This window comes from Maribacter litoralis (assembly GCF_003075045.1).
Taxonomy (GTDB): domain Bacteria; phylum Bacteroidota; class Bacteroidia; order Flavobacteriales; family Flavobacteriaceae; genus Maribacter; species Maribacter litoralis.
In genome coordinates, this window is record NZ_QCZD01000001.1 from 240,300 (window position 1) to 254,741 (window position 14,442).

A 14,442-nucleotide genomic window follows, 5' to 3' on the forward strand; every position below is an offset into this window, starting at 1 on the left:
AATTTAACGATTATATAAATGCAAACACTTTATGTGCGATTTCTACAATGTATTTACCTATAACATTAACCCTCCGGTTGCTTCAATTCGCTGACCATTGATCCAACCTGCATCTTCTGTACATAAAAAAGCTACAATTCCGCCTATATCCTCTGGTTCGCCAACGCGACCTAAAGCTGTATTACTGCTTATCTTTTGACGTCTTTCTTCATTGTCTTTATTGGCACCACCACCAAAATCGGTACCTACAGCACCAGGTGCTACCACATTTGCTCTTATTTTTTTGGAACTTAATTCTTTTGCTATAAACTTTGTTAATACATCAATACCACCTTTCATACTTGCATATGCAGATGAACCAGGTATGGTTACCCGTACCAGACCAGAAGATATATTAATGATTCCGCCACCATCGTTCAATTGTTCAACTGCATGCTGCGTAAAAAAATAAACACCTTTTAAATGAATGTTCATCATAGCATCAAAGTCAGCTTCTGTAGTTTCTAAAAAAGGCTTGTAAATTCCTGTTCCCGCATTATTTATCAAATAGTCAAATTTTGCCGAGCGATAATTTTCATTCAAATACATGCTAATTCTCTTAAAGAAACTAGAGAAATTAGAGGTATCACTTGTATCTAATTGGAACGCCATTGCTTTTTGTCCTAATTTTTCAATCTCCTTTACAACATCATTAGCAGCTTCTTTTTTAGAATGATATGTGATGATTACATCCAATCCTTTTTCGGCGATTTTTAAAGCTATATTCTTTCCTATTCCACGGCTACCGCCTGTTACCAATACTATTTTAGTTGTCGACATAATTTTTGTTGTTTGTAATTCTTTTGAGCTTTTGCCTTACTCTAAGGTATTGAAATCAACACCGATTAAAAGCTTAGCTACGTTATATTAACATTAAGGTTATATTCATTATGTTTTTGGATCGCGTCTAAACAATTGGATCAAATCAAAGACAAGAACACAGAAAACTACCCAAATAAATCCGGCAATAAATCCACCGGCAATGTCCGATGGAAAATGTACACCTAAGTAAATACGGCTAATACCTATACTTAATATGAGAACCGCCAATAACAGCACCAACAAGTATTTAAAGACCTTCTGAATTTTAAATTTTAGCACTAAAAAAATAAGAAAACCGTAAAATGCCATGGCACTCATGGCATGTCCGCTGGGATAACTTAAGGTCTCTACTGATACTAAATGTTCAATTCCCGGTCTTGCGCGATCAATGAATCTTTTTAACATCATGTTCGAAATGGTTGCCAAAGCTAGCACCAAAGTTGCTTGAACAACATATTTCCAACGTTTAAAAACCAATAAGGAAATCAACAGGAAAATGGTCAACACTATCAAATAACCATAAGTGTCACCTACATTGGTCATAAACTTAAAATATGCCGTTAATGTTGGTGTTCGATGAGAAATAACATAATCTGTAATAGCGGTATCATAATTGGCGAGCATTTCGGTTTTTAGCGTATCCGTTAGTTCAACAAATAAGTTTATACCGCCAACCACTATAACAAGCGCAATAATTACCGTAATAACATAGGGTAAGGTAGTATTGTATTGGTTAAGCTTGTTCTCAAGGAATTGCCTGAGAGATTTTATAAATGCAAATAGTGATTGTTTCATGAACTAGAATCTTAATTTAAGGGTAAACATAATAGTTATTGGACAAAACTAGTGTTTCAAACAAATTGATATCTAACTCGATTGAGTTAACCTCTTGAATTTATGTAGAGCTTGGTTGCATTCAAATTTGGACGAGTATACTTTGAACCCTTATCTTTATGCGATAATAGAATTGTTAGAAAATATGAAATCACCCAATTGGAAAACTGCCATAGAATTTGATGATATAACTTATAAAAAGTGTGAAGGAGTGGCACGTATCGCATTTAATAGACCTAATGTTCGTAATGCCTTTAGACCACATACCACTAGCGAGTTGATCAAAGCTTTTTATGATGCGCAAGAAGATACTTCTATAGGTGTTGTTTTGCTTTCTGCGGAAGGACCATCTACAAAAGACGGTATATGGTCATTCTGTTCCGGTGGTGATCAAAAGGCTAGGGGAGAGAAAGGTTATGTAGGGCAAGATGGGCAGCATAGACTGAATATTCTGGAGGTACAACGAATGATACGTTTTATGCCGAAAGTGGTTATTTGCGTGGTACCGGGTTGGGCCGTTGGTGGCGGACACAGTTTGCACGTGGTCTGTGATATGACTTTAGCCAGTAAGGAACACGCTATCTTTAAACAAACCGATGCCGATGTAACTAGTTTTGATGGTGGGTACGGTTCTGCATATTTAGCAAAAATGGTGGGACAGAAAAAGGCTCGTGAAATATTCTTCTTAGGAAGAAACTATTCTGCGCAAGATGCTTTTGAAATGGGTATGGTAAATGCCGTAATTCCGCATGAGGAGTTAGAAGATACTGCTTTTCAATGGGCACAAGAAGTATTGGAAAAATCACCAACTTCTATAAAAATGCTGAAGTTCTCAATGAACTTAACCGATGATGGAATGGTGGGTCAGCAAGTTTTTGCCGGTGAAGCCACAAGACTAGCCTATATGACAGAAGAAGCAAAAGAAGGAAGAAACGCATTTTTGGAAAAGCGAAAACCTAATTTTGGAAAGGATAATTGGCTACCGTAAGTTGGTTGTTCGTTGTTCGTTGATGGTTGATGGTTGATGCAACGAAAAAAGTCTATTCTCTATTTTCTAACTTCTTACTGAAAACTGATACTGCCAACTGATACTAACAACTGAACACTAAAAACAAAAACCACCCTAAACTAAAAAGAGTCCGATCAATGAAGATCAGACTCTTTTACGAGAACACTATATGAAAATGAAAAAATTTTATTTCGTTTTTAACAACAGTGTAAATGTATAGAGGATCTCTAGTTTTTAGAAACTATTGTTGTCACGTTAGCGCTTTCTGTTGTGAGTTTCTTAAGATTTGTGGTTTTACCCCACGAGTGCTCTTAACTTTACATCCTTTAACGAATAGACCTAATGATTTCCTTTAACAGCGTATTAAATTGCTCATCTTTTTGTTCTTCCAAGCCTGTGCGTACGACAACTAGGTCTTTAGATGGTATAATAAAAATTCGCTGACCTTGAAATCCGTTTACAGAATACAGGTCTCGTGGTATGTCTGGGTATTTACCATTTGCATTTAGCCAAAAATGTGCTCCATATACTCCGTCAGAGTTTTCGGTTGGTTTAGAAACATAGTCTACCCACGATTCCGAAAAAATACGTTTACCGTTCCACATGCCTTTATTTAAATACAAAAGACCAAATTTTGCCCAATCTCGCGTGGTTGCCCATGCATAAGAAGAAAGTACATAGTTACCCGATAAATCGGTTTCCAATACCATCGAATTCATTCCTATTTTGTCGATTAATTCTTTGTACGGAAAATCTAAATATTCTTGATGCGTAGCAAACTGCTCATGTAAAATACCCGACAATAAGTTAGTAGTACCCGAAGAATAGTTCCAAACTTCGGTTGGGGCAGCAATAACGTTTTTATTGCGTTGGGCTACCGTCATGTCAGAAGCTAGAAAAAGCATGCGGGTAACATCAGATATTTTAAAATAGTTTTCTTCCCACTCCAAACCACTTTGCATGCGTAATAGGTGGTCAATGGTAATGTTGTTCTTTAAATTTTTCATTTGTATCTCATCGGCAAACGGCTTATAATCCATCTTCATATCACCCTTGTATTCTAAGATTCCGTAAAGAGTTGCCAAAATACTCTTGGTCATGGACCATCCTAATATTTTTGTATCCTTTGAAAATCCTCTTATATATTTTTCACCTATAATTTGGTTTTTATGAACTACCAATAACGATCGTGTTCTCTGCTCTGGATCTTTAAAAGCATTTTCAAAAGCAACGTCTAACTTATCATAATCAACATTTGCCAATACTGTATCCTTTATGCCGTTATTACCAAATGGGAAAGGCAGGGTATCTTGTACTTTAATTCTATTTGGTACGATATCGAAATTATGTTCAGAAAACTCCTCGTTCGTCAATACGGCACCTAAACCTTCTTTATATACCGCTTTTCTTGGCATAAGACCATAAACACTGGCCGTAGCTGAGTTATCTTCAGTAGAAACCTCACAGTCAGACAATTTAATTAAAGGCATTTCATGATCGTTCAACATAATATCTACCGGTTTTCTTTCCGCTATAAAAACACTAGACGCCATGCTTTTGGATGCATAACCGGAAATAAGGTTGAGCTTGGGATAATTAAAATATGCCGCAACAATAATACCGACCAAAGCAATACCTAAAAGCAATTTAATTTTTTTCATTCTTATTATTTTAATGTTCTAACTGAGGGGAAAGAGTACTTGTATTATATAAACTAGACCTATAATTTCTGCCAAGTTTTATCTGCTGATAATTTAAAGCTTCCTAAGTAATCAAAATTGCATTCTTGTGGTAAAATCATCGAAAGAAAAGTACTTTCATCTTTGGCTCTATATAAATGATATTCCTTACCAACAATAGGTTCAAAACTGAACTTAGCATTGTAGACCAAATTATTGTATTCAAAGTCGTCCATCAATTTATTGTATGCCTCTTGTAGTGCTTCGTACTTTGCCTTAAACTGGTTATTGGCACCTATAATATTGGTGTTTTTCCATGAGGTAACATCGGGAGGTGTAATTTTTGGGGCAGCTACACCACTTGCAAATGGAAGAAGCTTTCCATGATATTCCTGTGAATCTTCGTTAAAGACTACATTATCGGGTTTTTTTTCTTTTTTCATAGTACTACAAATTTAAAGAAAAGCCTTCATTTATAGCTTGCAGGGTTTTAAGGGTATAGGTATCTTCCATTTTCATATTATTCACTATAATCAATCATTTTTAATTAATGAATTTAAAATTATGCTTTTACGCGGTTTTATTGGGTGTATTTTTTTCATGTAATACAAAAAAACCATCTAGGGAACAAGCCCTATTTACCAGTTACTGCGCCAGTTGTCATATAGCTCCGGATATAGCATCTTTACCGAAAGATATTTGGAAAAATGAGGTGCTTCCGGAAATGGGGGCTAGAATGGGAATCAAAACCGCAGGAAAACATCCGTATTACAAATTACCTTTTAATGAGCAAACTGCAGTTATTAAGACCGGCACCTATCCTTCAAAACCTATAATACCATTAGAAGATTGGAAATTATTGCAGGAATATATAATCAACCTGGCTCCAGATAGTCTAATAAATAACAATGAAATCATTGAAAGCAAACCGTTAACCACTTTTAATACTACACCAATTCGTTTAGACAGTATAAAAGGTAGCTTAATTACTTTTTTAAATATCGATACAAAAGAAGGGAACATAGTAACCGGTACTCGAAATGGCGAATTGAACAGTTATAATCTCGATAAAAAATCTTATAAATCTTTAGGAAACTTTAATTCTGCCATTATCAATGCACGACTTTTACATGATAGTATTTATGTTACCAATATGGGTAAAATGGACCCCAATGAAATACCAAGAGGAGAAACTGTTTTAAGAAAGGGAAGTGAAACGGCTATTTTACAGGATTCTCTACATAGACCTGTACATACGGTTTATATAGATTTGGATAATAATGGTAGTGAAGAAATTATAATTAGTGAGTTTGGGGACCTTAAAGGAAGACTTACTTTGTTGAAGAAAAATGATTACGGATTTTATGAAAATAAAGTGCTTTTAAATTTACCCGGTACTCTAAGGGTAATACCAAAAGACATGAATGGCGATGGTAAAGATGATCTGGTTGTTTTGACCGCCCAAGGAGATGAAGCTGTTTATATTTTATATCAAAAGGAAAATTTAGAATTTACAATTGACAAAGTTCTACGTTTTAGTCCGGTTTATGGCTCTAGTTGGTTTGAGCTTGTTGATTACAATAATGACGGATATGACGATATCATTACCGTTAACGGTGATAATGCCGATAAATCTTTTGTAAACAAGCCTTACCACGGCATGCGCATACATTTAAATGATGGCAACAATAATTTTAAGGAAACCTACTTTCATCCTTTAAACGGAGCTACTAGAGTTATAGCCAACGATTTTGATCAAGATGGTGATATGGATTTTGCTTTATTAGCTACTTTTCCTGATTTTGAGAATCATCCGGACTATAATTTTGTGTATTTAGAAAATAAAAACAGTGCTTCCTATAGCTTTTCACAAGAGCATTTTAACAATAGCCAATTAGGCAGATGGTTTTTAATGGATGCTGACGATATCGACGGTGATGGTGATGATGATATTGTTTTGAGTGCACTTAGTTTTTCTTTTACACCGGTTCCTAAGCATCTAGAAGAAACATGGAATGAAAGCTATACCGATTTATTAATTTTAGAAAATACCCTACATTAGTAGGTATGATAAAAAAGTTATCCATTGTATTTATCCTCGTAATAGCCTTGAGTTGTGTAGATAAACCCGTGGATGATAAATTTAACTGGGTGCCCATTGAGGTAACTGCTACCGCGTATAATTCGCTTCCGTATCAAACATCATATGAGCATCCGGCAATAACGGCTTGGGGAGATTCTATAAAGCCCGGTCAAAAATGGATCGCTGTATCGCGCGATTTGCTAAAAAAAGGACTTTCGTACAATACAATGGTAAAGATCGATACTTTTGAAGGTGTCTATCTTGTGAAAGACAAAATGCATTCACGTTGGCGAAACCGCATAGATATCTATATGGGCGAGAACATAAAGAAAGCAAAAGAGTGGGGTAGAAGAAAAATTACCATATTATATGCTGTTGAAAAAGACAGTACTGAACAACTATTAGAATGAAAAAATACCTTTATTACTTCCTGTTATTAGGCTTCTGCTCATGTTACACTACAAAACCAATTGTTGAACGCCCCATTACCTTTAATGAAGAACGAAAAGTTTTAACTTTAGAATATTTACAGAACAGATACGGATTGCAGCAAGATTCACCAGAGATCGACCCAAAAATGATCGTATTACATTGGACGGTAATACCCACATTTGAAAAGTCTTTCGAAGCTTTTGATCCAGCAACCTTGCCCAATTGGAGACCCGATATTAAAAATGTAAGCGGTTTAAATGTTTCATCGCAATTTATGGTCGATAGAGATGGCACCATTTATCAATTATTACCAGAAACTACTATGGCACGCCACGTTATTGGTCTTAACCATTGCGCTATTGGTATAGAGAATGTTGGTGGTACAGAAGAATTGCCGCTAACAAAAGCACAGTTAAAATCTAATATTTGGTTAGTGGAATATTTAAAGGATAAATATGAAATTGACTATTTAATCGGTCATTATGAATATACGTTATTTGAAAATCATCCACTGTGGTTAGAACAAGATGAAGGCTACCGTACCCAAAAAACCGACCCAGGTCCTGAATTTATGAATAAGGTTAGAAAAGCCGTAAAGCATTTAAACTTCAAACAACTACCAAAAAACACATCGAACGAAATTAATTAACTATATGACCCAAATGAAACATATTTTACTAGCAACTATTTTTCTTTGCTCATTATCGGCTCTTTGCCAAACCGATAATATTACGACACAATTGTATGATACTTATGAGAATTATAAGGAAAGTACTATAGACAAAAGACGCATAAAGCATGCGGATATTCAGCCATTGATAGCTGAAATTTCTGCGAACAAAGCATTTAAAGTCACTACCGTTGGTAAATCTATAGGCGGAAAAGAGTTAAGCTTAATCAGTATTGGCAGTGGAGATACCAATGTTTTTCTTTGGTCTCAAATGCATGGTGATGAACCCACGGCAACACAGGCAATATTTGATATTTTAAACTTCTTTGAAAGTCCGGATTTCTCTAAGGAAAAAGAAGAAATTCTTGCTAGTTTGACCGTTCACTTCTTACCTATGTTGAATCCTGATGGGGCAGAACTGTACCAACGTCGAAACCTTTTAGGAGTAGATATTAACAGGGATGCATTACGCTTACAATCTCCAGAATCTCAAACATTAAAAAGAGTACGAGATAGTCTTGATGCCGATTTCGGATTCAATCTTCATGACCAAAGCACATATTACAACGCAGAACGTACAGAAAAGCCTGCTACAATATCTTATTTAGCACCTGCATACAATTATGAAAAAGACATTAACGAAACCCGTGGCAATGCCATGAAGATTATTGTGTTCATGAACGAAATACTTCAAAAATACGCCCCTGGTCAAGTAGGTAGGTATAATGATGATTTTGAACCTAGGGCTTTTGGTGATAACATTCAAAAATGGGGAACAAGTACAATTCTTATTGAATCTGGTGGATATCCTGAAGATACCGAAAAGCAGGAAATTAGAAAATTGAACTACGTTTCCATATTATCTGCGATCTATACCATAGCGAAGAAATCATATGAAAATATAGCTATTGAGGAATATGAGAAGATTCCCGAGAACGATAGAAAATTGTTCGATTTAAAAATTGTAGGAGCTACATATAAGCTTAAGGGTAATAACTATATCATTGATTTGGGTATGAACCAAATTGAAGTAGACTACCCAGATCACAAATCTTTTTGGTATAGTAGCCGAATTTTAGACCAAGGTGATCTTTCTACATATTACGGATATCAAACTTTAAATGCTTCTGGCTACAACATTAAACAAGCGAAAGCTTATCCTAAAACCTTAAATTCATTTGAAGAGGTTAAAGCGTTAAATTTTAAAGATGTATTAAAGCAGGGCTACGGTTATATACGTTTATCATCATTTCCATCAAAACAAATTATATCTCCTTTTCCCGTTCATTTAATAGGTGAAAAATATAAAGTTCCAGAACTTAATTTAATGCCGGGTATTAACCCAACATTCTTTTTGGAGAAAGCGGGAGTCATTGAATATGCCGTCATCAACGGCTTTCTGGTCAATTTAAAAGAGAATACTATCAATGTGCCAAATGGCATGATCTTTAGATAATAAATTCAATATTTAAGCATAAAAAAAGGGAAGCAGTTGCTTCCCTTTTTATCTATATAGAACCGAAGTTCTTACATGGTATCTTCAGCATCTAAAAGAGCAAAGAACTTATCTAAGTTAGGTAAGATAACGATCTTGGTTCTTCTGTTTTTTGCCATGTTTTCTTTAGTATCGTTCTCCACTAACGGCAAGTAGCTACTTCTACCAGAAGCTATTAATTGAGAAGGGTCAACATCATACTCTTTCTGTAATTTACGTACAATTGATGTAGCACGTTTTACACTTAGATCCCAGTTATCTGTAACCATAGGAGTGTTAATCGTTCTAGAATCTGTATGACCTTCTACCATAACTTCCATACTTGGCTCAGACTTAATTACATCTGCCAATTTTTTAAGAATATTGTCTGCCTTGTTACTAACTCTATAACTAGCTGTGTTAAACAATAACTCATCAGAAATATTGATCATTACTACAGTTTTATCAATACTAACGTCGATATCTTCACCTTCATCAGAAATTGATTGCTTCAATTTATAAGAAACTGCCAAGTTCATTGAATCTTGTAATGTTTTAGCACCTGCTAATTTTGCAGGATCAACATTTTTCAACGTATTTCTCATTTTAGCCTTTGTGTTATTGCTCATTACGGCAACATCATCAACACTTGTAAACTGGCTATCGTTCATTTCCTTTAATGAATTGATTTTAGAATTGTACTCCTCAACACGTGCTTCTATACGTGCCATTTGAGATTCTAACTCTTCTTTTTCAACTTGAGTCTTTTGTAAAGTACTTTGGGTTTGAGATAAGTTATCTTCTAAGGCAACATATTTCTTTTTAGAAACACATGAAGTTAAAAGCGTTATAGATACTATAGTAACTAAGGATAATCTTTTCATCTTGTTCTTTTTAATTAATATTAGTTTAATCGCTTTTATATACGGCCTAAACAGAAATACGGATGTTTAAATTTTTAACTCAATCCGTTTAGCCCTATAAAATACTGGCACAACAAAATGATTGTCAATGGGTTGTTATTTCGCTAAAGAGCAAAAAAAAGAAGCATTTTCATGCTTCTTTGTATAATTTGAAAGTGAGTTTGTTATTCGCAACCTCCTGTAAATCCGTTTGCACTAAACTTGGTTTGTACTGCTCCTTGTCTAGAACCGGTATTGATTTCTATGGCTAAATTATTCTCACCACTACCATCTCTTTTAGGGCTGCAATATTCAAATAAGTAGAAACTATTTGCTCTTTCAGATACTTTGTCGGAGATATCTCTAAAGGTTGCTTCTAATTCATCTTTGTTCGTAGCGAATACGCTGGCAGTCTTACCAACAGCCGTCAGTACTTCTGTATCTATTTCTGCTCCTAATCCAATACTGAAGAAAGAAATATTGGCATTTGCATCTTCCACTTTATCCAATGCGGCATCTTCGGTATAACGAGAAGCTTGATCGGTACCATCTGTAAATATCACTACCGATGCAGCGCCAATTTTATCATCTTGTGTTGATACGTTAATTAGATCAGACGCTATATCGGTCGATTTAATTACCGCTCCGTATAAATCGGTTGATGGGTCATTACTAATGTCATCGGTGATTCCGTCAATAGCTATTTTTAATTCATCTTTTGATGGGGTCAACTCATTTAACAAATGCAGTTCATCTTCTCCATCAAACCAGTAGATAGCCATTTGTACGGATTCTTGAGCCGTTGCTGGCATTACGGCATCTATAAAACTAGTGGAAGCCAATTTTAATTCTTCTAAACTGCTACTTAAAACACTATTACTTAAATCTAAAACAAGTAAGGTGTTATTAGAGAAAATCTGTGAATTTGGTGAAATACGTGCCGATGATTCTGAGGTTGAAATAGTATTGAAGCAATCATCATTTCGACCTTGCTCATAAATAGTAAATTGATCTGCTGTTAACCCCGGAACAGGATTTCCACTGGTATCGGACACTTTGAAAAACACAGATACCTTACCTGGTAATGTTGTATACTGATCTTGTATAGAAAGTACTAATTCGCCTTCTTCCAATCCTAAACATTCATCAACTACGGTACCTTCTCCAAGTCCGTCACCTGTATTCAAATCCAAACTAACATCATCATCTGCGTTACCACAAGAAACTAGTAGGGTAACCATAAAAAACACACTGAATGTTTTTAAAAAATTTTTCATATTCAATTATTACGGGTTCAACTAGCAGAACGCACAATGTTAATTTAAATTATAGTGAAGCTTAAAATTAATGTTAAAGATTGTTAAAGCGTATTCATGTAAGTTCCAAATAATCAAAACACCTATATTTCATTAGGTTTATACAAAATACATAATAAGAATATTAGCCTTAATTTTACTACATTAGAAGGTGTAAAGCGGTAATGAATGACCCACGAGTTTAAAAACATTTTTAAAGAATATAGAATTGCCAAGTCGGCTAATATCAAATGCGTTTTGGCAACCGTAGTCGATTTAGACGGTTCTTCTTATCGTAGACCTGGTGTTAGAATGCTAATACGTGAAGATGATGTAATGATCGGTGCGGTAAGTGGCGGCTGTGTAGAAAAAGAGGTTTTATTTCAGGCTCAATCGGTTTTTCAAAATGGCACCTCAAAATTAATGACCTACGATGGCAGGTACAGGTTGGGTTGCGAAGGTATTCTATACCTATTGTTAGAGCCTTTTGACCCAAACAATGATTGTTTATATGCTTTTGACCAAGTTATTGTTAATAGACAATCGTTCGAATTACGGACGGCGTATGAAAAAACATATGGTGAGCTCAGTGGTTACGGGACTTTTATTAGGCTTAACGATAAAAACTTTTCTTTAAATCAAAATACAACCGCACAAAAATCAGCTTTACACTTTTCGCAGACGATGACTCCTTGTCAACGACTTTTATTAATTGGTGGGGAACATGATGCCGTGCAGTTAGCGCATTTTGGGTTAAGCATGGGCTGGGAGGTAAGTGTTGCCGTTACGCCAAAAGAGGATAAAACCATAGAGGATTTCCCCGGAATTGATTCGTTGTTGACCTTAGAACCCGAAGACTTTCCGGTAGAAACTATCGATGCTAATACCGCTGTGCTATTAATGACGCATAGTTATGTAAAAGATTTAAAGTATCTATTGACTTTTAAAGATTGTAAATCAACTTATTTAGGCGTTTTAGGCCCGGCGAGAAGAAGAGAAAAATTATTGTCGGAATTAATGGAATTGGATATGGATATTGACCTTGATTTTGTGGAAGGTATACACGGTCCTGCAGGGTTGAACATTGGGGCAGAAACACCGCAGGAAATTGCAATATCTATACTAGCTGAAATATTAACGGTGATTAGAAAGACCGAACCTATGATGCTAAAAGATAAATTGAAAGAAATACATCATTAAAATGCCATTACAAATTGCTGTTCTTATTATGGCTGCCGGTGCTTCTACACGAATGAAAGGCATTAAGCAACTGATGCCCTGGAAAGATTCTAACTTTCTTTTAGAAACCATAAAAACTGTTCAAAAATGTCATGTTTTGAACATTACTATTGTTTTGGGTTCTAATGCCGAATTGATATCAAATCAGTGTCAACTAAATGATTTGGATGTTCATGTAATAACAAATACCAATTGGGCTGAAGGATTGGGAAATAGTATTGCACATGCAGTTAAGGTGAAGCTAGAACAGCAGGAAACCTATGACGGTATTTTAATTTGTCTCGCCGATCAACCTTTACTTACCCATGAATACCTAAACAAAGTTATTAATGAATTTGAGAAGCATCCGGAAAAAATTATAGGTACAAATTACGGTAAAAGAGTAGGGGTGCCTGCTTTGTTCCCAAAGATATTTTTTACGGAATTGTCAAAACTAAAAGGTGATTCCGGAGCTAAGCTATTTTTAAATGAGCAGTCCGAATCCATAATTTCCTTGCAAGCAAATAAGCAAATTATTGATATTGATACTGATGCAGAATATGAACAATTAATGGCACATACCAATAAAACACAGATATAACATGAACAAACTTAAGACTACCCTTCTATATAGTATTATAGTTCTAGCAACATCACCATCCTTCGCTCAAGAAATGGGTTTTGAAGAATACAACCCAACATCAACATTAGTAGTTCCAGGAGCTGAAATCACCAAAGCAAAATTTCCGTTCATTGATATACACAGTCACCAAAGAGATATGTCTGTAGCAGCTCTCGACGGATTAATTGAGTATATGAATGCTATGAACGAAGCCATAATGGTGAACTTAAGTGGTAGATCAGGTGAAAGTTTAAAAGAGAAAGTTGATAACATCAACAAAAGTTATCCAAATAGATTTGTGGTATTTGCCAATGTAGATTTTGAAGGTGCCAAAGATATGGCATGGGGAGAACAAGCAGCGAAACAATTGGAACAGGATATAAAGAATGGAGCAAAAGGCTTAAAGGTTTTTAAAAGTTTGGGATTAAGAAATGCAGATGCCAATGGTGAACGTTTGGCAATAGATGATCCCCGTTTAGACCCTATTTGGGCAAAATGTGCAGAAATGGGCGTTCCGGTTTTAATTCATGCAGCAGACCCAAAGTCCTTTTGGGATGATATGGATGCAAAAAATGAACGCTGGTTAGAATTAAAAACTCATCCAAGAAGAAAACGTAGCGCAACAGACCCTGCTCCGTTCGAACAAATTATTCAAGAGCAGCATAATGTGTTCAAAAAGCATCCAAAGACAAAATTTGTTAATGCCCATATGGGGTGGCACGCCAACAACCTCGAAAAACTAGGTCAACTATTAGACGAAATGCCTAATATGAACGTAGGTATTTCTGCTGTAATTGCAGAATTAGGTAGGCAACCACAGAATGCCAGAGCTTTCTTTGTTAAATATCAAGACAGGGTGTTATTTGGTAAGGATAGTTGGAAACCAGAAGAATTTCCAACCTATTTTAGGGTACTTGAAAGTAATGACGAGTATTTTCCATACTATAAAAAATACCTTGCTTTTTGGGCAATGTACGGTTTAAATTTACCCGACGAAGTGTTGAGGAAATTGTACTACCAAAACGCGCTAAACCTTATTCCCGGTTTAGATACTTCTTTGTTCGAAGAGTAAAACCTATACCTTTTTAAGTACAACGGTTTCTTCAACTACAGGAATATCCTTTACATCTTGAAAAATGCCACATGAAACTTGTTTCTTGACCAAGCTTTGTGTGCTTTTTCTTTTTGTCAATGCTTCTATCTCAGGATTTAAAAACTGCATATCGTGTATATTTTTTTAATAAAACGTACATATGTGTCTCATGTTGTACGAGTTAGAATTAATTTACCCTAATTTAAAAAAGAATTTACCTGAAAGTGTGACAAATGAGAAAATCAACATACTAATGGGGAAATAAGTTTT

At 35.3% G+C, this 14,442-nt stretch carries 15 protein-coding genes; 8 read left to right on the forward strand and 7 right to left on the reverse strand.

Annotation, left to right across the window (positions count from 1 at the left end; all coding sequences use genetic code 11):
* Window positions 1–57: 57 nt before the first annotated feature.
* Window positions 58–819 (reverse strand): SDR family NAD(P)-dependent oxidoreductase, encoded by a 762-nt coding sequence (locus tag DCS95_RS01135; RefSeq protein WP_116769017.1) that lies wholly within the window; start codon window positions 817–819, stop codon window positions 58–60.
* A gap of 108 nt (window positions 820–927) precedes the next feature.
* On the reverse strand, window positions 928–1,656 hold the full coding sequence (locus DCS95_RS01140) for a phosphatase PAP2 family protein (protein ID WP_116769018.1): 729 nt from the start codon (window positions 1,654–1,656) through the stop codon (window positions 928–930).
* Between the two features lie 184 nt (window positions 1,657–1,840).
* Between DCS95_RS01140 and DCS95_RS01145 the strand changes: the two genes are divergently transcribed.
* Window positions 1,841–2,683: a 1,4-dihydroxy-2-naphthoyl-CoA synthase gene (locus tag DCS95_RS01145; protein WP_116770107.1), complete on the forward strand. Its 843-nt coding sequence runs from the start codon at window positions 1,841–1,843 to the stop codon at window positions 2,681–2,683.
* Window positions 2,684–3,030: 347 nt separating this feature from the next.
* Here the strand turns inward: DCS95_RS01145 and DCS95_RS01150 are convergent, their stop codons facing one another.
* Complete coding sequence (locus DCS95_RS01150; protein WP_116769019.1) at window positions 3,031–4,365, reverse strand: serine hydrolase domain-containing protein; 1,335 nt, start codon at window positions 4,363–4,365, stop codon at window positions 3,031–3,033.
* Between the two features lie 59 nt (window positions 4,366–4,424).
* A complete protein-coding gene (locus tag DCS95_RS01155) occupies window positions 4,425–4,826 on the reverse strand; it encodes a DUF2452 domain-containing protein (protein ID WP_116769020.1) in 402 nt (133 codons plus the stop codon).
* 107 nt (window positions 4,827–4,933) lie between these two features.
* Here DCS95_RS01155 and DCS95_RS01160 point away from each other — a divergent pair, with 107 nt between their 5' ends.
* From DCS95_RS01160 to DCS95_RS01175, 4 genes are read left to right on the forward strand one after another with little or no spacing between them, the layout of a single operon-like run.
* Entirely contained in the window at window positions 4,934–6,445 is a 1,512-nt protein-coding gene (locus DCS95_RS01160) for an FG-GAP repeat domain-containing protein (protein ID WP_116769021.1), read from the forward strand.
* A gap of 5 nt (window positions 6,446–6,450) precedes the next feature.
* Window positions 6,451–6,876 carry a 3D domain-containing protein gene (locus DCS95_RS01165; protein ID WP_116769022.1) on the forward strand — a complete coding sequence of 142 codons (426 nt, stop codon included), beginning with the start codon at window positions 6,451–6,453 and terminating at the stop codon, window positions 6,874–6,876.
* Window positions 6,873–7,547, forward strand: coding sequence for an N-acetylmuramoyl-L-alanine amidase (locus DCS95_RS01170; RefSeq protein ID WP_116769023.1), 675 nt, complete (start codon window positions 6,873–6,875; stop codon window positions 7,545–7,547). The genes DCS95_RS01165 and DCS95_RS01170 overlap by 4 nt, the downstream gene beginning before the upstream one ends.
* Before the next feature lie 13 nt (window positions 7,548–7,560).
* Entirely contained in the window at window positions 7,561–9,024 is a 1,464-nt protein-coding gene (locus DCS95_RS01175) for a M14 family metallopeptidase (RefSeq protein WP_116770108.1), read from the forward strand.
* Between the two features lie 71 nt (window positions 9,025–9,095).
* Here the strand turns inward: DCS95_RS01175 and DCS95_RS01180 are convergent, their stop codons facing one another.
* Together DCS95_RS01180 and DCS95_RS01185 are read right to left on the reverse strand one after the other, a co-directional pair.
* On the reverse strand, window positions 9,096–9,926 hold the full coding sequence (locus DCS95_RS01180) for an OmpA/MotB family protein (protein WP_116769024.1): 831 nt from the start codon (window positions 9,924–9,926) through the stop codon (window positions 9,096–9,098).
* Window positions 9,927–10,129: 203 nt separating this feature from the next.
* Window positions 10,130–11,221 (reverse strand): vWA domain-containing protein, encoded by a 1,092-nt coding sequence (locus DCS95_RS01185; protein ID WP_116769025.1) that lies wholly within the window; start codon window positions 11,219–11,221, stop codon window positions 10,130–10,132.
* A gap of 207 nt (window positions 11,222–11,428) precedes the next feature.
* On the opposite strand from DCS95_RS01185, the gene DCS95_RS01190 reads away from it, so the two are divergent.
* The 3 genes from DCS95_RS01190 to DCS95_RS01200 are packed head-to-tail and all read left to right on the forward strand — an operon-like array spanning window position 11,429 to window position 14,151.
* On the forward strand, window positions 11,429–12,439 hold the full coding sequence (locus DCS95_RS01190) for an XdhC family protein (protein ID WP_116769026.1): 1,011 nt from the start codon (window positions 11,429–11,431) through the stop codon (window positions 12,437–12,439).
* A gap of 1 nt (window position 12,440) precedes the next feature.
* On the forward strand, window positions 12,441–13,058 hold the full coding sequence (locus tag DCS95_RS01195; RefSeq protein WP_116769027.1) for a nucleotidyltransferase family protein: 618 nt from the start codon (window positions 12,441–12,443) through the stop codon (window positions 13,056–13,058).
* 1 nt (window position 13,059) lies between these two features.
* The gene (locus tag DCS95_RS01200) at window positions 13,060–14,151 is read left to right on the forward strand and encodes an amidohydrolase family protein (RefSeq protein WP_116769028.1); all 1,092 of its coding nucleotides are present in this window, start codon (window positions 13,060–13,062) and stop codon (window positions 14,149–14,151) included.
* A 3-nt stretch (window positions 14,152–14,154) separates the two neighbouring features.
* On the opposite strand, the gene DCS95_RS20155 is transcribed toward DCS95_RS01200, so the two are convergent.
* A complete protein-coding gene (locus DCS95_RS20155) occupies window positions 14,155–14,301 on the reverse strand; it encodes a hypothetical protein (RefSeq protein WP_164674097.1) in 147 nt (48 codons plus the stop codon).
* Window positions 14,302–14,442: the final 141 nt, after the last annotated feature.